This is a genomic window from Parapedobacter sp. SGR-10 (genome assembly GCF_011030405.1).
GTDB lineage: Bacteria > Bacteroidota > Bacteroidia > Sphingobacteriales > Sphingobacteriaceae > Sphingobacterium.
Window position 1 is genome coordinate 16,497 of the sequence record NZ_JAAJTJ010000005.1, and the last position, 24,981, is coordinate 41,477.

A 24,981-nucleotide genomic window follows, 5' to 3' on the forward strand; every position below is an offset into this window, starting at 1 on the left:
TTATTGCATATGACTGCTAAATTGTACCTTTCTGTTGTGTTTTTTTTTATAATATATCCTACTTGTCTTGCTCAGGATAGTACTCGTGCACAACAGCTTATCCAGTTAGAGGATGTATATGGGAAAAATACCTTTGAAGCACGTGGCACTAGAAACTTTCGCTTCTCGACCGACGGTACCCATTATTATCAACTAGGGATCCAAGGAGACTTGTTGAGGTTTCGGCTTGCAGATGGAAAATTGCGGGATACCATACTGACTAAGCGCAGATTATCTCAACAGGAAGGGGGGCGTGGACTCTCTCTGAATGGACATGTGTGGAATGAGAAAGAAGACCTTTTGCTGTTACATAGCCAACGAAACAAGATCTATCGTTTCTCGTTTACGAGTATTCCTTGGCTGTACGATATCAAGAACGACAGCTTGTTTCAGCTGACGGATCGTCCTGTGCGTAATGTCTCATTTTCCCCTATAGGACGTCAATTGGCTTATTGTAGGGACAATAACCTTTTTCTTTATGATCTAGATGCTAGGAAAGAAATACAGATAACACATGCGTCTCATGATGAAGGGGTACAAAATGGCATATCAGATTGGGTGTACGAAGAGACATTTGGTGTGGTACAAGCCTATAAATGGAGTTACGATGGGAGGTATGTTGCCTATTATACGTTTGATATGTCCCAAGTGCCCACCCATACTTTTCCAATATATGATGCCAAGTCCCTAGCCGGGGAAAACTATTCGTATCGTTATTATCGACCAGGAGAACCAATAGCAAAGGTGAGTATCCACATCTATGATCTACATACGGGTGAGACACAGTTGGGAGATAAACCTGACGAGGCGGAGTACTATTATCCCCGGATATATTGGGCTAAAGACAGCCGTTCCTTGTTCATCTACAAAATGCCCCGGAATCAAAAGAGTTTTGAAATCGGACAAGTAGATATGCAAAACGTAATCTATAAAACGGTGCTTACCGAAAGAGACAAACGCTATATAGATAGGGCTACCTTTGATGCGTTTTATAGTTTTGCCGATGAAAAGCGCTTCATCTACATGAGTGAGAAAGAAGGGTGGAGAAGATTATATCTATATGATCTGGGCAAAAATAAAGAAATCCTCCTTACACCCTTTTCATACGATACGGATAGACTGTTGGCAGTTGATGAAAAAGGGGGGAAGCTCTATTGTAGTGTGGCCGAAGATCCACGTGAACGACAGGTATTGTCCATCGGACTATCCAAAGGAAATATCCAACGTCTGACCGATACATCCGGATGGAATACTTTGTCCTTCAATCGGGCATTTACTCATTATCTTAGGATTTTTTCGACCATTGATGTTCCTCCTGTCGCAACTGTGCATTCGGTCAAGGATGGTACAGTGATATCCATAGAAGACAATGCAAGGTTAAAGGACACGTTGTACTATTTTAGGTTGTCGGCCCCTCAATTTGTACATATACCCAACAGACATGGTGTGGATCTGAATGCGTGGATACTTTACCCCCCGGATTATCGGGAAGGGGCAAAATACCCTGTTCTTTTTGCAAACTATGGCGGCCCGGGCTCGCAGCGGGTGACCAACAGCTGGGGGACGGTCAACTTTTGGCATCAATACCTGGCACAACAGGGAATAATCGTCGTCTGTGTGGACAATACGGGTACGGGATATCGGGGAGCCGACTTTAAGAAAGCAATCTACGGTCGGTTAGGTATACAGGAGATAGAGGATCAAATGGATGCCGCACGATGGTTGTCCACCCGATATACAACAGTAGACAGTACACGTATAGCCTATTGGGGGTGGAGTTTTGGTGGGTTTATGGCATCCATGGCGATCACCTACGGAGCAGATGTCTTTAGTACGGCCGTATCGGTCGCCCCGGTCACGCACTGGAAACTATACCAATCCGGCTATGCCGAGCGACATATGGGCCTTCCAAAAGATAATCCCGAAGGATATGCGCAGAGTACACCTATGGCCTATATCGATCGTATGAAAGGCAACCTTTTATTGATACATGGTACTGCGGATGATAATGTGCACTTTCGAAACAGTGCCGTGTTTTCGCAGCAGCTGATCAAAGAGGGCAAACAGTTTGAACAATATTATTATCCCGACAAGGATCACGCCATCGCGGGTACGCAGACACGTTTTCATCTATACAGATTGATGACAGATTATCTTCTGAAAAAATTGAAGGGTGATCATGAAAACCAATAATAATAGACTATAGTAATATCTTTTTTGAGTTATTTTAAGGTTGACTGACTTATATCTAAATTGTAGCACTTTCTTTACAATCCAATATTAAGCTTTCTATGTCATCGCAGAGTCACAGGGGTATATGAAAAATATTTACTGTTAACAAAAAAACAAAGGGAGGTTGCTATGAAAAAGTTATTCTATCTATCAATTCTATTTATTGCTTCAGGTTTTGTCCATTCCGCGCATGGACAGATACAGGTCAATGTCAATATAGGTAGCCAGCCGTTGTGGGGTCCTGTAGGGTATGATTATGCCAGGTTTTATTATATGCCCGAAATAGATGTATACTACGATGTCGTGCACAGACGATATACATATTATCAAGGCAATCGATGGGTAACCAGGGCAAAATTGCCGGGCCGCTATAAAAAGTTTGATCACTACCGTACCTATAAGGTTGTGATAAATGATAGCAATCCGTGGAGGCATCATCGCCATCACCGCAGTCAATATGCAAGGTATGCAAACTACAGATCACAAAAGGTATTGCGCGATAGAGGGCATCATTCCGTACACTACAGTTCTAAAAAACACAAGGACCATCACAAGTATGACAAAAAAAGAAAAGGAAAAAGGGATAGGGATTAACATTCTGTTGAATAATAATATTCCCCTTCGCTTAGAATAGAGAGAGTTGGGATGATCTGGGAGAAGCCAATGGTCTTTTGGCTTTTCCCATGACTGTTCTGCCGCCATACTTCCAAGAATCTGTCCGTTCCTGTCCGATGACCTGTTGCACATCAAAGTTGGGCGTAAAATGTTCTTCTGTCTTTATGACCAGTTGGTGTAGTTTATTGATCGTTTTTAATTTGTCTGCATGACCGAGTTTGGAACGTTCTACGCCTTTCTGTAAAATCTGTATACTTTCATCATAAACTTTGATGGGTACCGGAAAAGGATGTCCATCTTTGCCTCCATGGGCAAATGAAAAACGGGCAGGATCGCTAAAACGTGAAGGTGCGCCGTGTATGACCTCACTGACAAGTGCTAGTGATTGCATGGTTCGTGGCCCTACACCTTTCAATAACAGCAAATCCTCAAAATGATCCAACTGCAATTCGCGCGTCACATAAAGTAAGGATCCGAGGCGTTTGAGGTCTACATCCGTCGAACGGACATCATGATGCCCCGGCATCATGAGCCGACGAAAATCCTGCAAAATCTTAGTGGAGTCTTCTTGCGAAATCTGTAGGATACCGTTTCTGTTTGCAGCTGCTCCCGAAGCAGTCAGGTTTAATATCCTACCCTGCGAAATACCATTGATACCGGTGTGCGGCTCTTCGACAAAAGATTGGATGTTTTCCGAAAGCCAATGGTATCGCCTAGCTGTACCATCTTGTTCGTGCATACCCTGTTGGACGACAGCCCAGCTTCCATTGTCTGTCAGGATGAAATTGTGCAAGTACAGTTGATAACCATCTTGAATGGCTGTATTGTCTACCTTGGCCGAGAGTTTGCTGGCATGAACGAGTTTATGGCCATCCAGACCTGTCTGATCTGCTATACGGATCAGCTCTGCGGGTGTTTCCCTGGAGAATTGTCCTTTGCCACCGCAGATATAGATGCCCAATGAGGTTGCTTGGGGATTGATCGCTCGCTTGAGTGCACCCATGACCGAAGTCGTGATGCCGGACGAATGCCAGTCCATGCCCATGACTGCCCCAAAGCTTTGAAACCAAAATGGATCGGCCAATCGTCTTAAAACTTCTTCTTTGCCATAATCGATCAGGATGGCTTCGATGATGGATAAACCTAAGGATGACATCCTTTCATAAAGCCAAGGAGGTACTTTTCCGTAGTGGAGCGGTAGGTCTGTTGTTCCGGATCTCTTCATTTTCGCTAAAATTATTAGTGCAAATGTAGTGAAAAAGATCAGATAAACCGGTGTTCTATGATTTCTTTGGTTCCAAGTTTGGAACTAAAAAAATCAGCCTATACCTCACTCAATTTGAAGATATCTTTTACCCGAATACCTTTTTCGGTACGTTGGAGCGTACAGCATTCGTTCACGGGATCGTGCTCAAACATCAGTATATACTCTTTGTCCACGATCTCTTCCCAGTAGGATTGCCTTTCGTCCATGGTGACCAAAGGGCGTACATCGTAGCCCATGACATAGGGGATAGGAATGTGCCCGACTGAAGGCAACAGATCGGCCATATAGAGGATGGTTTTGTCTTTGTACCGTATCTGCGGGAGCATCATGGCTTCGGTATGCCCATAGGCATAGCGAATGGCGATGTTGTCGGCATAGTTTTGCCCTTCTTCGAGGAAGTTCAGTTGTCCGCTTTCCTGTATAGGGAGGATGTTTTCTTTGAGAAAAGAGGCCTTTTCGCGGGGATTGGGAGCTGTGGCCCAATTCCAATGTTTCTCGTTGGACCAAAATCTTGCGTTTTTAAAAGCAGGGATTAGTTTTTCACCTTCCCGTTTGATGGCACCGCCGCAATGGTCAAAATGCAGATGGGTCAAAAACACGTCCGTGATATCGTCCCGATGGAAACCGTATTTTGCCAGAGATTTGTCTAGTGTATCATCTCCGTGTAGATAATAGTGGCTGAAAAATTTATCATCCTGCTTGTCGCCTATGGCTGTGTCTACCAAGGTCAGTCTTTTGCCGTCTTCGATCAGCAGTAACCGGTTGGTCCAGGTACAGAGGTTGTTGGCATCGGCTGGGTTGGTGCGTTGCCACAGGGATTTGGGCACCACGCCAAACATTGCTCCGCCATCGAGCTTGAAATATCCGGTGTCTATGGTATATAATTTCATGGAAGTTTGTTTTTTGTTTCAAACTTAGGAAATAATATTGGAATGAGGGATGTAGATGGTTTAGGCAATGAGAGTACGATAGATTTAATTATCTTTGGATCAGTTAATCTAGATGATGATGCAGGAGAAATCGACACTAAAGGAAATTGAGGAACGGTTTAATAACGATGTCGCACGTTTTTCCAATCTGGAGACAGGGCAGGTGACTACATTGGATGCTTCGTTCAATATGCAATTGATTGCGGAAAGTATTGCCACCATTTATCCTAAAGGATCTTCGGTACTGGATATCGGTTGTGGAGCAGGCAATTACGATGTCAAATTGTTGGAGTATGTCAAGCCGCTGGATATTACACTGGTCGATCTGAGCAGACCGATGTTGGACAAGGCAAAGGAGCGGGTAGAAGCTGTCAATAGTGGAGGTAATACCCGTATTTTTCAAGGTGATTTCCGTCGTGTAGACTTTCCCGAACAGTCTTTTGATGTGATCATCGCCACAGCGGTACTGCACCATTTGCGGGATAATGACGATTGGCGGACGGCTTTTGCGAAACTTTACAGCCTGCTGAAACCGGGTGGAAGTATTTGGATCTTTGACCTGATCGAACAGGATACGGCCGCTTTGCAGGATTTAATCTATACTAAGCGGTATGGCCAGTATCTGACATCCTTAAAAGACGAAGCTTACCGGGATCATGTGTTTGCCTATATAGAAAAGGAAGATTCGCCACGAAGTCTGATGTATCAGTTAGATTTATTGAAAAAGACAGGATTCCAACATGTGGACGTCTTGCATAAGAATTTGTGTTTTGCCAGTTTTGTAGGGTTCAAGTAAGGTTTTATTACGGAGGGCGAGACCGAGCGTTATTTTTTCGCCTGGCGCAAGCCTGTCTGTCCGGTAGCATCTTTTAATATTATTGTTACTTGCACTCTACTTGTTTTCATGATGCCGTTGTTAATCACTGTCCCCCTCTCCGAGGGGGTAGGGGGAGGATTTATATACAAGACGTTATTTATCAATTGTTTTTGTAGCTTTTTCCTCCCCCTGCCCAACGCTATTCCCTTCGCGCCCCCCTCCAAAGGGGGATATGTATACGTGCTACCTATATAGCTTACTAATATTTGTGTGCCTGCCTGCGGTAGACAGATACACCTTAGCTGCCCATTTATGTCACAAGAATCACTTCGTTTATCCTTACGCCAGCTATTTCACAAACTTTAACAATCTTTTACGGCAAACTATTATAGAATTCCATATTTATGTCCTAACTTAAAGGAGAATTTAAGCAAGGATGTACAAAAGCCGGTTTATGACATATCTGACGCACGAAAAGCGTTGTTCTCTACATACTATTACGGCGTATGAGATGGAGATAAACCGTTTTATCGCGTTTGTAGAACGGGAATCGGTGCCTTTTGAAGAGATTGATCATAAATTGGTTCGCTACTACCTTGCTACAATGAAAGAAGAGGGTAAGGAAGCCGTCACTATCAATCGTGCTATTTCTGCATTGCGGTCCTATTATAAATTTCTGCTTCGTGAAAACCTGGTGAAAAGTGATCCTATGCGCTTAGTACAGGTCTTGAAGACACCGAAAAAACTGCCTACAGTTGTGGAAAAAGATAAGTTGAACCACCTGTTGGAATCATGGGAAAAAACGGACGATGATTTCGAAAACTATCGGGATTTTATTGTTATGGAACTGCTGTTCGGTACAGGTATACGTCTTTCGGAATTGCTGAAAATAAAAGAGTATGACATTGATTTTTTTAATAAAAAAATCCGTATATTCGGAAAGAGGAGCAAGGAGAGATTTGTTCCGATGCACACAACCTTAATCGATGAACTAAAAAAATATATAACACAGAAAAAACAGAAAAATTTAGCAAACATTTCCGACTGTTTGGTCGTTACTAAAGAAGGAAAGCAAGCATATCCCAAGTTGATCTATAGGATAGTCCAAAAGTATCTGTCGATGATAACATCACAGAAGAAGCGAAGCCCACATGTTTTAAGGCACAGTTTTGCGACTAGCCTCTTGGACAACGGAGCGGATCTGAATGCGATCAAAGAACTATTGGGCCACGCTGGATTGGCCTCGACCCAAGTGTACACGCACAACTCAGCAGAACGTTTAAAATCAATTTACAAACAAGCTCATCCAAAAGCTTAAAAAAGGAGGAAAAATGAACATTACCGTGCAATCCATTAAATTCGATGCAGATCAGAAACTGATAGACTTCATTAAGCGCAAATCCAGCAAATTGGAGCAATATCTGGATAATATCATCGAAGGAGTGTGTTATTTGAGATTGGAAAACGTGGAAGACGAGGCAAACAAAGTGGTGGAATTGAAGTTAAATATTCCGGGCAACCAGCTTTTTGCCAAAGCGCAGGCCAAAACCTTTGAAGAAGCCACAGATATTGCCGTAGAATCATTGAGAAGACAGATCAACAAACATAAAACCAAAAACAGAACGAATGTCAGCAACCACAAAGAGTTGTTGACAGAAGAGGAAAGCGAGTTTTAAAGCTCTTCACTTTCATAACTGATAAAATATTTAAAAAAATGAAGCGACTAGTAAAATAGTCGCTTTTTTATTTGGATTAATTCTTAACAAAAGTTATTTTTGCTCGGCTTTATTATAAAAAGTAGGAACAATAAGTAGTTGATTTGGAAAGATGGTTTGTCCGTTAGCACACGTAGAGGAAGTATTCAAGACCGATTTTGGAGCAGTGTATCAGTGCAGTAGAAAGAATTGCTATTGGTTGGAATTCCAACATACAACGACGGCATTCAAGGTCAGTGATTTTATCCATTTCAAGAAAAGGATCGACGCTATCGATATCGAGAAGATGCTGTGCGATTCGTCCCGCTCTTCGGACTTTGAGATCGTCATGCCTTTTCGGACAGAGCGTTGTTTCCTATTGACCGTAGAGGATATTCTCAATCTGCGTGAGCTCTTGTCCGGAGCAAAGTTCGTTCTGGAATTGAAAGGTGAAGTAAAAGCTATCCTACAGCGGGGGGCTGTCTTTGCTGCTTTCTGATTTTGATTGAGCCAAGCCCAAAGTTATTTATATTCCTGTCTTCATCTTCTGTCTGAAATTATACTGATTCCAAATAAGTTAGCTGTTTAGGTGGCTAATTTAGACTGAATTCGTATTGTACTTTTCTTCGTTATATCCCTTTCATTGGCTTTATCTTTGTATCAAACAATAATGGGAAATTATTGTTGTGTTTAAAAACAAGACAAATAAAAAACGATTGATATGAAAGATCTATTGAAATTAAAATCATCCTTGTCCGAAGAGATAGAAAATATATTGAATGCTCAAATCAAAGTCGAGGCACATTCCTCATCGCTATACCTGGCCATGTCCGCTTGGTGCGATGATCAAGGATTGGACAATGCGGCAAATTTTTTCGCTAAGCAGTCTGACGAAGAGCGGGAGCATATGCTGAAAATTTTCCATTACATCAGCAATAGAGGTGGACGTGCCATTTCTCCGGAAATAACAAATATTCCGGTGGATTTCGAATCGTTCAGAGGTGTTTTCGAGCAGACTTTGGAGCAGGAGATGTTCGTGACTGAGCAGTTCAACAATATTGCGGACAAATGTATGAAGGTAAAGGATTTTGTGACATTCAACTTCTTACAATGGTTCCTGGAAGAACAGGTAGAAGAAGAATATGTGGCCAGAAGGATACTTGAGTTATTTGATGTGATCGGTGAAGAAGGTACTGGAAAATGGGAGATTGACAGACATTTGGTCAAAGTAACTTTTGACGGAGAATAGTCATTGATGTGACACATTGCCCCCTAGGGGATTGCTGTTAAGACAATTTAGCGATAAGCGCCTAGTATACTCATACAGGCGCTTATTACGTTGATATAGAACCGACCCACAATCATGGATAAAGAATTAATATTGGAATATTGCAGGGATCTTGTCAACAAACGGATACAAGAGATTCAAACTGCTATCGGAGACGCTACATCTGCTTTGCAGGAAGAAACCAAAAGCAGTGCAGGCGATAAGTACGAAACGAGCCGCGAAATGATTCAGCAAGACTTGAACCGATACCAACAACAATTGGCGATCGCAGGGCAAGATATGAATACGTTGGATAAACTAACCTCATCCAAACAGAAAAGCCATGCTGTGAGCTTAGGTAGTTTGGTGCAAACCGACTCAGGGTATTATTTTATGGCAATCAGTATCGGTCATGTAAAAATAGATGAAGAGGAGGTTTTTTGCGTTTCTCCACAATCTCCTATTGGCAAGCTATTGGTTGGCCTATCATTAGGCGATACATTCAGTTTCAACGGCAAAACGCATAATGTGGTAAATATAGGATAGATTTGGTCTTTCGCTTTATCATCGAAAGACCAAAATCTACAAAACTATTTTGTATACTTTTCCTTCTGATCCGGCAGCATAGATACTTTTTCCATCCTTAGTCTTGGCCAGGGTATTGAAGCTCAGATAAGAGATGTTTTTCCAGTTCATGCCACCGTCTTGCGAAAAATCCGTCCCCGATGTTCCCGTAGCGAGCACACGATCTTTGGTTAGGAACACTACATCCGATCGATAACCGTGCACACCCGTTTGAGGCTTGATCCAAGATAGACCACCGTCACGAGTGATCAGTACATTATTGGGGCTTTCCTTATCATCCATATAGTTGCCGCCGACCGCTATTCCATAGTTCTTGTCCCAAAAATCTATGGCAAATACCCCCGTCGATGCCTGCCCTGACCATATTGGGCAATCGTACTTGTCTACACGCAAAGCTTTGGGGTTGTAGGCGAATATGCTCGAATATTTGCCCCCTGTGCCGATGTACAAGATATCTTTGAGCAGTTGAATGGAAGACCCGGAAGCAGCAAATGCAATTTCGCTTTGATCGGCAAAAAGTACCATATCCTGGCTGATGTCTTGCCATGTCTTGCCTTTGTCGGTCGTCGTGAAAAGTTGGAACAGTCCGTCTATGGGATCTCCCAATGCATATCCTTTCTTACCCTCAAAAGCAATCGCATTGAGGAAAATAGCAGGTCTGTCATCACGAAAGACTTCCTTCCACGTACGTCCGGCATCTGTCGTCCTTAGAATGACTGTGGGTGTACCTGAGCTCATGACTACGGCTTCCTTGGCCGAAAAAACCTCGATATCCCTAAAGTCAAAAGTTTCGTACCCTTTGGGATTGACCCAATTCCAATCTTTCCCTTGATTTGTGGAGTAGCCAATCGTTCCGTTGCTACCACTGACCCAGATGGTTTGTTTACCATGTGTCGCCAATCCCCGAAAACCGGATTTGATACCTTCCACGAGAGGAATAAAAGATTGTGCTCCTGCTTGGAAAACAGTTACAAGGGCAATGATCAAAAAGAAAAAATATCTCATTTGTGTTGGTTTTAGGTGAGCTCCGCCAATAGCCTGTCAAACTCTTCCCGTAATGTTGCCAACTGCTCTTCAAGCGTGGCCACACGTTCTTCCAAAGCCTGAATTTGATTAGGGTTAGCTGTTGTTGAAGGATAGGAGGTTTCGTATTCTTCTTCGTTGAATTCTCCAAAAAGATGTATATAACGGGCTTCTTTCTGGCCCGGACGTTTGGGCAGGAGTTTGACATATGCCGGCTCGTCCTCCGACAGTTTGTTCAACAGCTCCTGTACCTCGTCTAGTGTTTCGAACTCGTATAGCCTACCGGAATTGGAATTGATCTCTCCGGCGGTCAGTGGACCGCGCAAGAAGAGCAGGCAAAGTGCCGCCAGTTCGGCCGGAACCAAAGGATATTGTATAGCGAGATTGTGTTTGTATTTGGTCACCCGGCTACCACCACCCACTACGGTCGATACCAAGCCCTTTTTTTTCAACGAATCCAATGTGGATATGATGGTATTCTCATCGTAGGATACCACGGGTTTTCGGGAAGTTTTTTGATTACATGCTGCTTGCAGGGCATTGATGGTCATAGGATAATATTCTGGTGTTGTCCTTGACTTTTCCAATAAAGAACCTAACACGCGGATTTCTTCGGAGCTGAGTTGGGGTAATGATTTTGTTTCTTCCATTTAGATTGTTTTATCTTTTGTGTTGATGTTGAAAATACCGTCTTACTGTTCGTAGAGTTCCGTAGGGTCTCTACGAACTTTGAAAAATGGATAGGAGTCTCAGACTCCATCTTATTATTGATCCGTAGTGACCGCTTCGCTCAACACTACGGATAGTACGAATTTTGATTGCCACTAAGATAATAATAATTTAGTTCTTCGTACTTTTGTACATGACAAAAATCCGTTTGTCATCCTGAGGGTTACCGAATTACGAAGTAATCATGAATGCCATTAAAAACAGACAAAAGATGAATAACGATCTGAAAAAGCATGCTGTATAGATTCTTCGTTGGCACTCAGAATGACAATAAAACGCATATTGGAGATATAACGGAAATCTGTCGTGCACCCCGTATTTTCGTACCTAACAAAATTGATTGAAATTGTTAAAAATAGCACACCATAACAGTTATATACATCCTTTGCCGGCAGGTCATCGTTTTCCGATGTTGAAGTATGAACTTATACCGCAACAGTTGCTTTATCAGGGATTGGTTACGGAGGCTAATTTCTTTGTGCCTCAGCTAGTGGATGTTGAGACTGCCTGTCTGGCACATGACTCCGGTTATGTTAGGCAGTTGTTTGATCTGACATTGGATGCCCGAATGGTTAGGCGTATCGGTTTTCCGTTGTCGCAGGGTTTGGTCGATAGGGAACGTTACATTGTGGATGGTACGATCAAGTCTGCTTTGTATGCTATAGAATATGGAGTGTCGCTCAATACGGCGGGAGGTACACATCATGCAGGTCGGGATTTTGGAGAGGGGTTTTGTTTGATGAATGATCAGGCTGTTGCCGCAGCTTATCTCCACTATCAGGATATGGCAAAGCGTATTTTGATCGTGGATCTGGATGTACATCAAGGCAATGGTACAGCCGATATTTTTGAAAAACATCGTGATATTGTAACCTTTTCGATGCATGGGGAAAAGAATTTTCCATTCGTCAAGGCACAGTCGCATGTGGATGTGGGATTGGATGATGGTATAGGGGACGAGGTATATCTGGAAATCTTGGAAAAGAACCTTGTTGAGTTGTTTTCTGCTGTAAAACCAGACTTTGTGTTTTATCAAGCCGGAGTGGATATTTTGGACACGGATAAGCTAGGGAAGCTGAAAGTATCAGCAGCGGGGTGTAGGCAACGGGACAGATTGGTTTTGCAATTATGCCGTGACCGAAATATACCTGTGCAGATCAGCATGGGAGGGGGATATTCACCTCATATCCGGGATATTGTCAATGCGCATGTGGAGACTTATCGTGCCGCGATTGATTTGTTTTTTTGATTTCCCGCAGATGTGCGCAGATTTTGATCCACGGATAATCGCAGAACATAGAAATCAGCGCACTCTGCGTAAGGATATCTGCGTGTATCAGCGGGAGATAAATTATAATCCATTTACCTTCCTGAAAATAGATTTTGAAATATCATCACAATTAAAATTAACTAATAAACCTAATTTTAGTCCAGATAGTTTTAAGTAGGTAATGACCTGCTTATGATGTACATCTAAAAGATTTTCGACTGATTTTATTTCAATGATAACTTTCTTTTCGACTAGTATGTCTATTCTGTATCCTATTTGTAACCGTAACGTATCGTAGACCATTGGTAAGCCCACTTGTGTTGCATACGATAATCCTTTCTTGCTAAGTTCATACCCTAAGGCAGCTTCGTAAGCTGATTCTAATAGTCCTGGCCCAAGATGGTTATATACGTCGAAAATAGAACCACGTATTTCATACGAAATTTCATTTTCATTCATAATTGGTGATTTTTGTTCACCCAAGATACAAAAATAGTTTTGTTTCTCGCAGATGTAGGCAGATTTGAGCCTGCAGATTTTATGAATTGAAATGTCTGCGATATCAGCATAAAGATATTTGTTAAGATCCGCGGGAAAAATAAGGATATACTCTTTGATTTATGACTTTTTAATTTTTACTTTGAGCCATGTTTTTTCATCAAGATGCCGTTTTAGAACACTTATCTATCCATCACGTAGGCAATAAGGCCAACGAGGAATTTTATATACTATCTGAAGAACCTGTATCCCTACAGGGAGACGAAGTACTTCCCGACCTGCTGATGCAGTATTTTATGAAACCCTTTGCCAAAGTGAAGGAAGTGTACCGCTTCTTTCATCCCAACGAAGAGCTTCAGCTCAACGAGGTGTACCACTTTACCAAGAAACTATTTGACAAGGAAATCGAATTCCACGCCTATAGCCAGGAAATTGCGAGGCACCTGTACGAGATCTCGGAACATCCCAAGATAAAGTCGGGCGAACTGTATATTGTCCGTTTGAAAAACGTGCAGATGGAAGGAGAGGATAGAGAAGCTGTCGGTATCTTCAAATCCGAAAATAAAGAAGCTTATCTCAAAGTCTACCCGAATCAAGGAGGTTTTCAGCTCAACTACGAACAGGAGGCTATCAATATCAACAAACTGGACAAGGGTGTCGTCATCGTGAATGATGAGCAAGAAGAAGGCTATAAGGTATTGGTCGTAGACCAGACAAACTCCTCTGAAGCCGTGTATTGGAAGGATAGCTTTTTGCAGCTCAAATACCGGAACGACGAGTACCAGCAGACCGGGAATATCATGAAGGTGTACAAGAACTTTGTCAACGAAAAGCTGGACGAAGTGTTTGAACTGCAAACGGCTGACAAGATCGACCTGCTGAATCGCTCCATGAACTATTTCAAGTCCAAAGAAACGTTTGACAGTGCTGAATTTGAGGAAGAAGTCATTGGCAATCCGCAGGCGGCAAGCTTGTTCAACGACTATAAGGAATCTTTTTCCGAAGAATTTGACCAACCATTTCAAAGCAATTTTGCCATTGCGGCTCCTGCTGTCAAGAAGATGCAGTCCAACTATAAAAGTGTCATCAAGCTGGACAAGAATTTTCATGTATATGTACACGGAAAGCGAGAATACCTGGAGCATGGATTTGACGAAGACAAGGGGATGAACTACTATAAGTTGTACTACGAAAATGAAAGTTGATTGGGGCAGGGTAGCAAAGGGTAAAAACAGATTCTATCTGGGGGTAATTGTCATATGCCTATTGCTCCAATTTTTTATCGGTATAGTGCAAAGCAATCCACATTGGGTTGAGCAGTATTATTCCCGAGGTTTCTATCCCAAATTTTCCTTTTTGTCCATTATTCTTTTTTCCTGGCTTCCCTTTAGTGTGGGGGACTTGATGTATGGTATGGTTGTCGTGCTGTTTGTCGTGCTTTTGTACAGGGGAATAAGCGCTTTATTTCGGAAGAAATGGCAGGATGCTGTTTGCAGGACGATACAGCTTGTTGCGTTGATCACCTTTCTCTATACCTTTTTCTATGTCAATTGGGGATTGAACTATTTTCGGGTTCCGCTAGCCGATCAAATCGGTCTTGATGTAAAAAGTATCTCTATAGAAGACTATGCACAAGTGATTGAAAAATATATAGGTATTACAAACGATCTGAGGGATAGTTTAGCCTTGAATGGCCGAGAAAGGAGAGGAGTTGGCAAAGATCTGCAGGAATGGATGAGGCAGGATACGGTGTTTAAGGATATGTTGTGCCATAGCCAAATACATGGAAAATCTCCTTTATCCAGTACAATTATTTCCTACTTTTCGGTGTCGGGTTACTTCAATCCTTTTACTTTGGAAGCCCACGTCAACCAACGTATTCCTCTGGTATCTTATCCCTTTGTGAATGTGCATGAACTTGCGCATCAGATGGGTGTCGGTTTTGAGGATGAATGTAATTTTATTGCCTTTCGCAAGCTGATGGATCATCCGAATGCTTGGTATAGGTATTCGGCTTATTACGAAGCTACACAGTATCTTATATATCCGTTGTATACTGTCGATAAGCAGAGATATGAAAAATATAGACATATGCTGTCCCCCAAGGTCCGACAGGACCTGGAGGAGGAACGGGCTTTTTGGCGGCAATATAGTAGTTGGATAAACAGATTGTCCAATCTTTTTTACGACCAATACTTGATGCATAACAACCAGCCTGAAGGGATGGAGCGTTATAGCATGATGGCCAGGCTTGTCGTGGCATGGGAAAAACAGCAGGGAAACTTAACTACCCAAGTGGACTAAACCTTTTCAATCCATTGTTCAAAAGCCTTGATAAATGACTGAAACAGATCTATTGTCTGTTGTTCCTTAAATCCTCTCTCTTCATCCAGCAATTTGGTGATATTACCAATATACATCTCAGGTTGCTGCAAAGCAGGCATATTGAGAAAAGTAAAGCATTGTCGCAGGTGATGATTGGCACCAAACCCACCTATTGCTCCTATGGATACAGATACGATAGCGGCAGGTTTGCCGTTCCATTTACTTTGTCCGTAGGGTCTGGAAGCGACATCCAATGCATTCTTGAGTACAGCCGGAATAGAGCGATTGTATTCGGGGGTAAAAAATATAAAAGCATCGTAGCTGTCTACTTCTTGCCTAAAATCCGCTATACTCTTCGGTGAACCTTCCTCATCAAAATCCTGATTGTAAAAAGGAAGGTGTCCTATTTCAAGTATATTGTAACTATGCTTGCTTGCCTCCGATGTCATTTTTATCAGGATATTCGCCACCTTTCTGTTAAAAGACTCTTTGCGAAGACTGCCTACAATAAGACCTATTTTTTTGCTCATGATTGAAAAATATTAAATACATTTATATATAGTATATAAACAGTCTCCAGGCTGTTTGGTTTTGGAGGTGTATGGTACTATATATTTTCCAAAATTTCTTCGATCAAAGGGTATGTATTTTCCTTGATTTTCTTCAAGTCCTTTGCGTCCAACCAAATGGCTTCCGTAATGTCTTCTTCCTGCTGCGGAATGAGGCGTGGCTGTTTGTTGACGCCCATCTCATACCATTGTGTTTGCTTGAGCACGAATTTGCCGCGCATATAGTAGGTGTGATATGTGGTGGCGATCTTTTTGCCGAGGTAATCGACTTTGATGCCACATTCTTCCTCAACCTCTCGCAAGGCAGCTTCCCGCATTTTTTCGTCTTCCTCTACCTTGCCTTTAGGGAGGTCCCATTTGCCCAGGCGATGGATGAAGAGATATTCTCCACTGCCATTTTTGACCAGTCCTCCTGCAGCTTTTATCGATGGTACGGATGAAAGTATATTCTTGAAAATTTTATTTATTTCGGGGTGGATAAATAGATAAACCTTGGTAGAATCCTTTGTGGAGTTATTGAAAAGTTTTTCCAGATCAATGTCTTGTATTCCAATTGTTTGTAGCTTTTTGTTGACAAGGGGGACAAAATCTGCTAAAATAAGCAGACTTTGGTTCATATAAATTTTATAAATTTGCGCCATGAATAATCTAAATGAGGTTGAACAAAAAATTGCTGAATCCTTATTGCAAATTAAAGCAATAAAATTGCAACCTAAAAATCCTTTTACATGGGCTTCGGGTTGGAAATCTCCTATTTACTGCGACAACCGCATCGCATTATCACATCCTCCTATACGTACGTACATCCGCCAAAAGCTTTCAGAATTGATACAGGACGAGTTTGGTTCTGTAGAAATGATCTCGGGAGTAGCTACGGCAGGGATTCCACAAGGCGTACTGGTTGCCCAGGATTTGGGTTTGCCTTTTTCCTATGTACGCAGCAGTGCCAAAGACCATGGTAGACAAAATCAGATCGAAGGCGAAATTGTCAGCGGACAGCGTGTTGTCGTCGTTGAAGATTTGGTTTCTACAGGCAAGAGCTCGTTACAAGCCGTCAAGGCATTACGTGAGGCAGGTTGCAATGTGGTAGGCTTGGTGTCTATCTTTACCTATGGTTTTGATGAAGCGACCCAGAATTTTGCCGAAGCAAAATGTGCCTTGTTTAGCTTGTGCGACTATAATGCGTTGATCAAAGTTGCTCTGGAAAAAGGTTATATTCTGGAAAGTGATGTGGAGATGTTGGAGCAGTGGCGGAAAAATCCATCGACCTGGTCTTCGGAAGCCTAAAATATTTCAAAAATGACGGTAATTCAGAACAGCACAGAGATTGCAAAACCTATCGATAAGGTGTATGCCTTCTTGGCTGACTTGAACAATCACGAGCAATTGATGCCCGATAATATTCAGGATTGGTCCTCTACGGCTGATGAAGCCCGTTTTACCATTAAGAATATGATCAAGTTGGCATTGAAGGTCTCCCAACGGATAGAAAACCGTGAGATCGTATGCCTTCCTTCCGAAGAAGTCCCTTTTGCCATGAAACTGAGCTGGAAACTGGAAGAGCTTTCTGAGCAGGAGACCAAGGCGACCTTTGCCATTGAAGCCGAATTCAATATGATGATGAGAATGATGGCGTCGGGACCTTTGCAGAAATTGGTAGATTACCAGGTAGACAAGCTGAAAGACATCATTACGGGCTCTAGCTTCTGATATTCTTTGAAAAAAAATTTGCACAAAAACATTATTTCCCTATCTTTGCAACACCAAAACAGAAAGGGCTACACCTGTGAAGTGATGGTATTTGCGCTCCTAGCTTAATTGGATAGAGCATCTGACTACGGATCAGAAGGTTAGGGGTTCGACTCCCTTGGAGCGCACTTGGTTAATTGAGAAGCCTAATTCTATTCATCGGGATTAGGCTTTTATTTTTTACTATAATAAAAAATCAACATTATGCTAAACCTAGTTTTATTCGGCCCTCCAGGGGCTGGAAAAGGGACTCAGTCTGAAAAACTTATCGCAAAATACCAACTGGTACATATCTCTACAGGAGATATCTTCCGTGCGCATATCAAGGATCAGACCGCTTTAGGACAGCAGGTCAGCCAGATCATTGCCGAAGGTAATCTGGTCCCCGATTCCATCACCATCGCGATGCTGGAAGAAGAAATCAAGAAAAATCCCCAAGCCAAAGGGTTTATCTTCGATGGTTTTCCACGTACGGTGGCGCAGGCAGAGGCCTTGGATCAGTTTCTGGAAGACAATGGTACCGCTATCAGTGGAGTGATTGCTTTGGATGTGACCGAAGAAGAACTGACGGAACGTATCGCCAAGCGTCAGCAGATTTCCGGACGTGCAGATGATGCAGCGGACAAGCTGAAGAAACGTATCGAAGAGTATTTCGGTAAGACCATCCACGTATTGCCATACTACGAAGCACAAGGCAAATTGACCAAAGTCAACGGTATTGGCGATATCGACACTATTTTTAACGAACTGTCTGCTGTCATAGATGGCTATAACGCTTAATTTTTTAGTGAATTTAAGACGTTAGATAGCATCTAATATCTAACGTCTAATATCTAACGTCTAACAATGGCTCAAGGTTCCAATTTTGTCGATTATGTAAAGGTGTGTTGCCGCTCAGGACATGGTGGAGCAGGATCTGCACATTTGCACCGGGACAAGTTTACGGCAAAAGGTGGGCCCGATGGTGGCGATGGTGGCCGTGGAGGGCATATTATCCTCAAAGGTTCCTCACAGCATTGGACTTTGCTCCATTTAAAGTACCGCAAGCATATCATTGCTGAAGCCGGCCAACCCGGTGGTTCGGCCTTGCGCTCCGGTGCCAATGGGAAAGACGAGATCCTGGAAGTACCGCTTGGTACGGTGGCCAAGGATGCCGAAACAGGGGAGGTGCTGTTTGAGATTACCGAAGACGGCGAGACAAAAGTACTTACACCCGGAGGAAGAGGAGGCTTGGGCAATTGGCATTTTAAATCGCCTACGCAGCAGACACCCCGTTTTGCACAGCCCGGTATGCCCGGTAAGGAAGAGTGGATCATCCTTGAACTCAAAGTATTGGCCGATGTAGGATTGGTCGGTTTTCCGAATGCGGGCAAATCTACCTTATTATCCGTTGTGTCGGCAGCCAAGCCCGAGATTGCCAACTATCCGTTTACGACATTAGTGCCCAATCTAGGGATCGTAGCCTATCGGGACAACAAGTCCTTTGTCATGGCCGATATCCCTGGTATCATCGAAGGAGCTTCACAAGGCAAAGGCTTGGGTATTCGTTTCCTGCGTCATATTGAGCGCAATTCGGTCTTGCTTTTTATGGTGCCGGCAGATACGGATAGGACAATAGAGGAGGAGTACAATATCCTGTTGAATGAACTGGCCACGTATAATTCGGAATTGTTGGATAAACCACGCCTGCTGGCTGTGACCAAATCCGACATGCTGGACGAGGAACTGGAAGAAGAAATGAGAGCCCAGCTCCCTGCCGGCATTCCTTCGATTTTTATCTCTTCCGTTGCTGGTAAGAATATTACCCAATTGAAGGATATGTTGTGGAAAGCGATTAATGAATAGGAGTTATAGAGAATATAAGAAAAAGCCTGTCCGTCAATTGATAGACAGGCTTTTTTGTTGAGAAAATGGAGTAAAAAAACACCTAATATTGCTACGTAACATGGATACAGACTCATCCTACTTTGCAAGAAAACGATTGTAATTTATATCAAACGCGGTATTCTGGCTGACGATCTCAATGACGTTTGCAACAGATGAACGGATCTTTTTGGGGTCGTTATGGTGATTTATCAGTATCTTCTTTGCTTTTTTGACAAACTTTGCCTACTTATTTAAAAACAACCTCAGATTCTACAAAGAAACAGTGTTGTTCAACAGGATCTTAAGATACTTCCCTTTGAAGAACTGTCGACTCTATTGTATTGCAAATATCTTTAAAAGAAACGTATATGTTTTTTTGTTAAATAACTGTTTCTTTTAGCGCATGTTACGTAGCAAGAGTGACAAGTAAACTATATCTACTTTCATGTATGAACAGTTCCCTAATCTGTTTGCGCGATTCTCCTACAAGTTGTTTGAGTTTGGCTATAAGTAAGAACAGTTCTTAAACAAGTTATCCAGGTTTGGGTATAATTAAGCGCTGTTCTTAAACAAGTTGTTTGAGTCCAGGTCTACGTAAGCACTCTTCCTAAACAAGTTCCATGAGCCTGAATACAGGTAAGAGCAGTTTGAGGACAAGTCATGTACGTCTAGATAAAAGCAACGTCACTTTTTGAGCAAGTTCTGCAAGCTTGGTCACAATGTACTTCTTACAGCTAGACTGTATAGGTTGAAAACAGGGAAAATATGAAAAGGCTATAGGAATTTCTCGAAAAAATCTTATCTTTAAATGCATTCATAGGGGGCCAATCCCTCAGTCATTGTGATATAAACTAATTGATAAACTTCCAAAAATCACCTTACGATATGAAGTACATCCGGGCCAAAGCAAATTTCTATCGGTACGCTGATGAAAAGCTCGTTGTTACGGCAGCTCATATTCTGGATCGAATGGAAAATTCTTCATTATTTGTTGATCCCATCCCATCTCTCGCCGAAGTGAAAGAAGCCTATACCGACTATTTCGAGAAAGTAATCGAAGCGAAAAACAAAAGCCGCTTATCAGCTGCTTATAAGCGGGAGAGCAAGCGCAGATTGTCTGATCTGTTGCAAAATCTTGCTTTCTATGTCAATATGGTTTGTGACGGGGATTTGGCACAACTGCTGAGCTCAGGTTTTCCGGTATTGACAGGAAAGCGTAAGGGACAGTCGCCTGATACACCTGCCGATCCGTATCTGTGCGATGGACGCAGGAGCGGCGAAGTAGGGTTTGGCTTTAAACCGGTAGGGAGGGATATGTTTTATGAGTATTGCTTTGCTATGGGAGTGAATGATTCCGGAGAGCCAATTTGGGGTGAGATCCATGTCAATACGAAATCATTTCGGTCATATATGCCCGGTTTTACGCCCGGGCAATATATCTATTTTCGAGTAAGAGCTAGAAATAAGCATGGCCACAGCCGATGGACGAATCCTATCCGATTTTTGGTGAGGTGATCTCCCCCGCTTATCTCCAGGAGAAGTTTGATGACCTCAAACCGCTTATACCTTACCTGGAAAAGGAACTGGGTCGCAAGTACGTCACCCGTAAACTGCTCTGGGAGGAATACCGGGGGGCGCATCCCGGTGGATACGGCTATTCCCAGTTTTGCCACCACCTGAACCAATTGTCAGTTGCCCGCAAGGGCGGCGCTGTCTTTACGCATGACCCGGCACACCGTCTCCAGGTTGACTTTGTAGGCGACACACCGGGATATATCGACAGGGACAGCGGCGAACTTGTCAAGGTCCAGGTATTCGTTGCCGTATTGCCGTACTCCAATTATTCTTACGCTCTTGCTGTCCCGACCCAAGGGACCGATGACTTTCTGTATGCGCTGGGCAAGTGTCTTGAACACCTTGGTGGCGTTCCCCAGGTCCTTGTCCCGGACAATCTAAAGGCGGCCGTTATCAAATCAGACAGGTATGAGCCTGTACTGAACAAGGTGATGGAAGACTTTGCAGAACATTATGGTCTGGTGGTACTGCCCGCAAGGCCGAGGAAGCCTAAAGACAAACCAAGCGTGGAGAACACGGTAAAGCTGGTTTATCAGCGCGTGTTTGCCAAACTGCGCAATCAATTGTTCTTCTCGATCACCGATCTCAATGCAGCCATCATGGACAAGGTCAGGGAACATAACCAGACGCGTATGCAGCGTGAACCCGTCAGCCGTCAGGAACGCTTTCTGGCGGATGAAAAGCATTTGCTCAAAGCGCTGCCGCCGGCCCTCTTTGAAAAACGGTATTACGCAGAGCTGGTCGTCGCCTCCAACAACTGTGTGCTGCTGGGACAGGATAACAGGCACTATTCGGTACCCTCCCAATATATCGGCAAAAAAACACAGGTCATCTATACGCGGACATTGGTCAGCATCTACTGCGAAGGCAAGCAGATCGCCGCCCATCCACGCGAAAAGGGCTCGGGATACACTACGAAGTTGGAGCACTTTGCCTCCAACAACGGGCACCAAATGAGGCGAAGTCCCGATTATTACATCGGCATGGCCGCCCAGCGGTCCACTGGCCTCACCCGGTTGATCAAGCGGATCTTCGAGATGGAAAAGACGCCTGAACTGGCTTTCAGGACCTGCGATGGGCTGCTCAGCCTGCAGCGCAAGACCCAGCCGGATGTCTTTGAGGAGGCCTGTGAAATTGCGTACAGCAATGACCTGCTGAGCTACAAACGGTTAAGCGGCATCATACGGCAATGTGCCCTTGCCAAGGCGCAACAGGTAGCCGGACAGACAACATTGCTGCCGATGCACGAAAACATCCGGGGCAAGGACTATTACAATTAATTACATCAATAAATCAACTAAAAAAATGGAAGAACAAAAATCAAAGCTACAGGCCTTACGGCTATCGGGCATGGCCGGATGCCTCCAGGCACTTTATGAGACCCGAAAAATACATGAGCTGTCACTGGTCGATGGCCTACAGATGCTGATACAGGCCGAAAGCGACGTCAGATGGAACAACCGCTATAGCAGATTGCTGAAAAACGCAAACTTCCGCTACACCGCTGCCCTTGAGCAGATCGATGCCACAGCGCAGCGCGGCATTGACCCGGGCATGCTCAGTGCGCTCGCCGTTGGCAACTATATCAAAAACGGAGAATCGATCCTGATCACAGGTGCTACGGGCGTGGGTAAATCCATGCTCGCAACAGCCCTGGGGCATCAGGCGTGCCGACAGGGGTATTCTGTGATGTACTATAACACCCAAAAACTACTGCCCGCATTAAAAATTGCCAGACTGGAAGGGGTACTGATAAAAAGATTGGAAAAGATCGCTAAAGCGGATCTACTCATTCTCGATGACTTCGGGCTAACTACGCTGGACGGTCAGCAACAGAATGATATCATGGAAATAATTGAGGACCGGCATGCCCGAAAATCAACCATTATAGTGAGCCAGTTACCCGTAGCCGCATGGTTCGATATCTTCCCTGAGCAGACAATCGCCGATGCCATACTCGACAGAATTGTACATACGGCACACAGGTTTACTATAAAGGGAGAAAGCTTACGTAAAAAACGGTAACTTTGTCATGCTAAACAAAAAAGCACAGCACTAAAACTGGGTGCATATGCCCGGAAACCCTGGGTGCATATCAACGGAATATACAGCATACGATAAGTTATGTGCGAAGGGTTTACAATATACAGTGAATAACTATTAAAAAATAGAACATGGCTACTTTACAATATAGCGTCATAAAAGATAAGGTGCAATACGATTCCTATTGCAAAAAGTTGGAAGCATTGTTGGATGGGGATTCTGTAGATACAGAAGAGGTAGAATTATTAACATTATTGATAGAACATTATGATGCTTTGAACAGCAATTTTAATGAAATGGACCCAATTGAATTGTTGAAGTCACTTATGAAAGATCATGGATTAAAATCCAAGGATCTGGCTATTTCTCTGGAAGTCAGTAAAGGGTGTATTTCTGATATTCTAAATTATAAAAAGGGACTTTCTAAAGAGGTAATCCGTAAGCTGGCTAATCGTTTTGCTATTTCTCAAGAAGCATTCAACCGGCCGTACAAACTCCATGTACCAGAGAATAAATACTTCAGAAATGCCGGTGTAATGAATTTTCCCAAGGAAATTCAACCGACATTTTGTTGATGTCCGTAATTTCTTTAAGTCATCTTGTTTTGAGAATTTGCTTTTAAAAGTTTTCCACATTTCTTTTTTGTAACAAAACATAAAAGAGAATCAGGCAAAAAAGCGTTTTATAGGATACTGAAAAATGGCATAAAGCCAAAAAATCCAAGCAAATATGGCTTGGATTTTTTAGTTCTAATTTTCTTTGTAATCTATTGATTTACAGAATTTTGATTTATGATACGTTGTTGTAAATATCAGTAAATCAAAGAAAGAAAGCAATTCACAACTCTAGTTGGTCGTATAGTTGTTTTTGAAGAGTTGTTGTAAATATCAGTAAATCAAAGAAAGAAAGCAATTCACAACCATATATAAGGTCACGGATACCGTCGATGAGTTGTTGTAAATATCAGTAAATCAAAGAAAGAACCGAACGCAGTGAGCTCATGAGTACCATTAAAGACAGACAAATTACGAATAAAGCAATTCACAACACATGGATGGCAACGGGCGGTAAATCAAAGTTGTTGTAAATATCAGTAAATCAAAGAAAGAACCGAACGCAGTGAGCTCATGAGTACCATTAAAGACAGACAAATTACGAATAAAGCAATTCACAACCTCCGGTCTGCCATGTTACCTAACGCATCGAAATCAAAGAAAGAACCGAACATAGTGAGCCCATGAACTTAGCGAAGCGATCTCATTCATTCTATAAAAACAAACACGAATAATTATTCACAACAAACAATTTTTGCCGCGCGGTGTTGTACACTAGGAAAGGAATGCTATGAAAAATAAAATACTAACCGGATGTGCCTCTCTGCTTTGGATTCTGTATGCGTGTCAATCGGGGTCGAGAGGTGATAAAGCGCAAGACCATACACTTGATACGACTGCACAACAACTATCCACTGTAGCCAACGAACCTTTGCGCTTTCATCTCGTTAAGGTCGCAGGAGAAAGGGATACGATCTCTTTCGAAATAGAACAGCCATCGTTGGTCACAGCCACTCTTTCCACACCTTCCGACACGGGTAATATCCGTATCAACCAGATCATTATGCCCGATGGTACGATGGACGGCCCTTTTGGCAAGACTTACAAGGATAGCTTATATATACCGGGCACTTATCAGTTGATTATCGCCGAAAGTCTCATGCAAGGCGATACCTATGGAGGAGGATACGATGTGGAGATTGAGATAAGGAAGTAATCTGTCCCTATTTACATATCAAGGCTATCCGTTTGGGTAGCAAAAACAATCTTCTGTATCTGTGGGGTCATCAGCATATTTCTCATGTTGTGATGACTTCCCCTAAACATATCCCATAC

General features: G+C 42.9%; 27 protein-coding genes and 1 tRNA gene. 21 read left to right on the top strand and 7 right to left on the bottom strand.

Annotation, left to right across the window (positions count from 1 at the left end; genetic code table 11):
* The first annotated feature begins 36 nt into the window (after window positions 1–36).
* Both G5B00_RS05830 and G5B00_RS05835 read left to right on the top strand, forming a co-directional pair.
* Window positions 37–2,232: a S9 family peptidase gene (locus G5B00_RS05830; RefSeq protein WP_163872336.1), complete on the top strand. Its 2,196-nt coding sequence runs from the start codon at window positions 37–39 to the stop codon at window positions 2,230–2,232.
* Window positions 2,233–2,400: 168 nt separating this feature from the next.
* Window positions 2,401–2,865 carry a hypothetical protein gene (locus G5B00_RS05835; protein WP_163872337.1) on the top strand — a complete coding sequence of 155 codons (465 nt, stop codon included), beginning with the start codon at window positions 2,401–2,403 and terminating at the stop codon, window positions 2,863–2,865.
* 31 nt (window positions 2,866–2,896) lie between these two features.
* Here G5B00_RS05835 and G5B00_RS05840 read toward each other — a convergent pair whose 3' ends face one another.
* Both G5B00_RS05840 and G5B00_RS05845 read right to left on the bottom strand, forming a co-directional pair.
* A complete protein-coding gene (locus G5B00_RS05840) occupies window positions 2,897–4,111 on the bottom strand; it encodes a DUF763 domain-containing protein (RefSeq protein WP_163872338.1) in 1,215 nt (404 codons plus the stop codon).
* A gap of 98 nt (window positions 4,112–4,209) precedes the next feature.
* Window positions 4,210–5,043, bottom strand: a complete 834-nt coding sequence (locus G5B00_RS05845; RefSeq protein ID WP_163872339.1) for an MBL fold metallo-hydrolase — start codon at window positions 5,041–5,043, stop codon at window positions 4,210–4,212.
* 112 nt (window positions 5,044–5,155) lie between these two features.
* Here G5B00_RS05845 and G5B00_RS05850 point away from each other — a divergent pair, with 112 nt between their 5' ends.
* From G5B00_RS05850 to G5B00_RS05875, 6 genes are all read left to right on the top strand, one after another.
* Window positions 5,156–5,878, top strand: coding sequence for a class I SAM-dependent methyltransferase (locus G5B00_RS05850; RefSeq protein WP_240894401.1), 723 nt, complete (start codon window positions 5,156–5,158; stop codon window positions 5,876–5,878).
* Between the two features lie 475 nt (window positions 5,879–6,353).
* Window positions 6,354–7,217, top strand: a complete 864-nt coding sequence (locus tag G5B00_RS05855; protein WP_240894402.1) for a tyrosine-type recombinase/integrase — start codon at window positions 6,354–6,356, stop codon at window positions 7,215–7,217.
* 13 nt (window positions 7,218–7,230) lie between these two features.
* Window positions 7,231–7,575, top strand: a complete 345-nt coding sequence (gene hpf, locus G5B00_RS05860; RefSeq protein ID WP_163872341.1) for a ribosome hibernation-promoting factor, HPF/YfiA family — start codon at window positions 7,231–7,233, stop codon at window positions 7,573–7,575.
* A 151-nt stretch (window positions 7,576–7,726) separates the two neighbouring features.
* Window positions 7,727–8,092, top strand: coding sequence for a DUF6686 family protein (locus G5B00_RS05865; RefSeq protein WP_163872342.1), 366 nt, complete (start codon window positions 7,727–7,729; stop codon window positions 8,090–8,092).
* A gap of 222 nt (window positions 8,093–8,314) precedes the next feature.
* Window positions 8,315–8,842, top strand: a complete 528-nt coding sequence (locus G5B00_RS05870; protein ID WP_163872343.1) for a ferritin — start codon at window positions 8,315–8,317, stop codon at window positions 8,840–8,842.
* Window positions 8,843–8,956: 114 nt separating this feature from the next.
* Window positions 8,957–9,406: a 3-oxoacyl-ACP synthase gene (locus tag G5B00_RS05875; protein ID WP_163872344.1), complete on the top strand. Its 450-nt coding sequence runs from the start codon at window positions 8,957–8,959 to the stop codon at window positions 9,404–9,406.
* 36 nt (window positions 9,407–9,442) lie between these two features.
* Here the strand turns inward: G5B00_RS05875 and G5B00_RS05880 are convergent, their stop codons facing one another.
* Both G5B00_RS05880 and G5B00_RS05885 read right to left on the bottom strand, forming a co-directional pair.
* Window positions 9,443–10,450 carry a WD40/YVTN/BNR-like repeat-containing protein gene (locus G5B00_RS05880; protein WP_163872345.1) on the bottom strand — a complete coding sequence of 336 codons (1,008 nt, stop codon included), beginning with the start codon at window positions 10,448–10,450 and terminating at the stop codon, window positions 9,443–9,445.
* Between the two features lie 11 nt (window positions 10,451–10,461).
* A complete protein-coding gene (locus G5B00_RS05885) occupies window positions 10,462–11,118 on the bottom strand; it encodes a YceH family protein (RefSeq protein WP_163872346.1) in 657 nt (218 codons plus the stop codon).
* 425 nt (window positions 11,119–11,543) lie between these two features.
* Between G5B00_RS05885 and G5B00_RS05890 the strand changes: the two genes are divergently transcribed.
* Window positions 11,544–12,446: a histone deacetylase gene (locus G5B00_RS05890; RefSeq protein ID WP_240894403.1), complete on the top strand. Its 903-nt coding sequence runs from the start codon at window positions 11,544–11,546 to the stop codon at window positions 12,444–12,446.
* Between the two features lie 102 nt (window positions 12,447–12,548).
* On the opposite strand, the gene G5B00_RS05895 is transcribed toward G5B00_RS05890, so the two are convergent.
* Window positions 12,549–12,926, bottom strand: a complete 378-nt coding sequence (locus tag G5B00_RS05895) for a GxxExxY protein (RefSeq protein WP_163872347.1) — start codon at window positions 12,924–12,926, stop codon at window positions 12,549–12,551.
* A 188-nt stretch (window positions 12,927–13,114) separates the two neighbouring features.
* Between G5B00_RS05895 and G5B00_RS05900 the strand changes: the two genes are divergently transcribed.
* Window positions 13,115–14,170 (top strand): nucleoid-associated protein, encoded by a 1,056-nt coding sequence (locus G5B00_RS05900; protein ID WP_163872348.1) that lies wholly within the window; start codon window positions 13,115–13,117, stop codon window positions 14,168–14,170.
* Window positions 14,160–15,269 (top strand): DUF3810 domain-containing protein, encoded by a 1,110-nt coding sequence (locus G5B00_RS05905; protein WP_163872349.1) that lies wholly within the window; start codon window positions 14,160–14,162, stop codon window positions 15,267–15,269. The genes G5B00_RS05900 and G5B00_RS05905 overlap by 11 nt, the downstream gene beginning before the upstream one ends.
* Here G5B00_RS05905 and G5B00_RS05910 read toward each other — a convergent pair.
* Together G5B00_RS05910 and G5B00_RS05915 are read right to left on the bottom strand one after the other, a co-directional pair.
* On the bottom strand, window positions 15,266–15,820 hold the full coding sequence (locus tag G5B00_RS05910) for an NADPH-dependent FMN reductase (RefSeq protein ID WP_163872350.1): 555 nt from the start codon (window positions 15,818–15,820) through the stop codon (window positions 15,266–15,268). The genes G5B00_RS05905 and G5B00_RS05910 overlap by 4 nt on opposite strands.
* A 77-nt stretch (window positions 15,821–15,897) precedes the next feature.
* Window positions 15,898–16,476 carry an NUDIX hydrolase gene (locus tag G5B00_RS05915; RefSeq protein ID WP_240894404.1) on the bottom strand — a complete coding sequence of 193 codons (579 nt, stop codon included), beginning with the start codon at window positions 16,474–16,476 and terminating at the stop codon, window positions 15,898–15,900.
* 22 nt (window positions 16,477–16,498) lie between these two features.
* Here G5B00_RS05915 and pyrE point away from each other — a divergent pair, with 22 nt between their 5' ends.
* From pyrE to G5B00_RS05965, 10 genes are all read left to right on the top strand, one after another.
* The gene (gene pyrE, locus G5B00_RS05920; RefSeq protein ID WP_163872352.1) at window positions 16,499–17,146 is read left to right on the top strand and encodes an orotate phosphoribosyltransferase; all 648 of its coding nucleotides are present in this window, start codon (window positions 16,499–16,501) and stop codon (window positions 17,144–17,146) included.
* A 12-nt stretch (window positions 17,147–17,158) separates the two neighbouring features.
* Window positions 17,159–17,569, top strand: coding sequence for an SRPBCC family protein (locus G5B00_RS05925; protein WP_163872353.1), 411 nt, complete (start codon window positions 17,159–17,161; stop codon window positions 17,567–17,569).
* A gap of 93 nt (window positions 17,570–17,662) precedes the next feature.
* Window positions 17,663–17,736: transfer RNA gene (locus G5B00_RS05930), tRNA-Arg, on the top strand.
* A gap of 76 nt (window positions 17,737–17,812) precedes the next feature.
* Window positions 17,813–18,388, top strand: coding sequence for an adenylate kinase (locus G5B00_RS05935; RefSeq protein ID WP_163872354.1), 576 nt, complete (start codon window positions 17,813–17,815; stop codon window positions 18,386–18,388).
* Between the two features lie 66 nt (window positions 18,389–18,454).
* Window positions 18,455–19,453, top strand: coding sequence for a GTPase ObgE (gene obgE, locus G5B00_RS05940; RefSeq protein WP_163872355.1), 999 nt, complete (start codon window positions 18,455–18,457; stop codon window positions 19,451–19,453).
* A 906-nt stretch (window positions 19,454–20,359) separates the two neighbouring features.
* Entirely contained in the window at window positions 20,360–20,989 is a 630-nt protein-coding gene (locus G5B00_RS05945; protein WP_163872356.1) for a fibronectin type III domain-containing protein, read from the top strand.
* The gene (gene istA / locus G5B00_RS05950; RefSeq protein WP_163872357.1) at window positions 20,956–22,329 is read left to right on the top strand and encodes an IS21 family transposase; all 1,374 of its coding nucleotides are present in this window, start codon (window positions 20,956–20,958) and stop codon (window positions 22,327–22,329) included. Before G5B00_RS05945 ends, istA begins: the two co-directional genes overlap by 34 nt.
* A gap of 25 nt (window positions 22,330–22,354) precedes the next feature.
* Window positions 22,355–23,074, top strand: a complete 720-nt coding sequence (istB, locus tag G5B00_RS05955; protein WP_163872358.1) for an IS21-like element helper ATPase IstB — start codon at window positions 22,355–22,357, stop codon at window positions 23,072–23,074.
* 149 nt (window positions 23,075–23,223) lie between these two features.
* Window positions 23,224–23,667 (top strand): type II toxin-antitoxin system HigA family antitoxin, encoded by a 444-nt coding sequence (locus tag G5B00_RS05960; RefSeq protein WP_163872359.1) that lies wholly within the window; start codon window positions 23,224–23,226, stop codon window positions 23,665–23,667.
* A gap of 769 nt (window positions 23,668–24,436) precedes the next feature.
* Window positions 24,437–24,862 (top strand): hypothetical protein, encoded by a 426-nt coding sequence (locus tag G5B00_RS05965; RefSeq protein ID WP_163872360.1) that lies wholly within the window; start codon window positions 24,437–24,439, stop codon window positions 24,860–24,862.
* The last annotated feature ends 119 nt before the right edge of the window (window positions 24,863–24,981 follow it).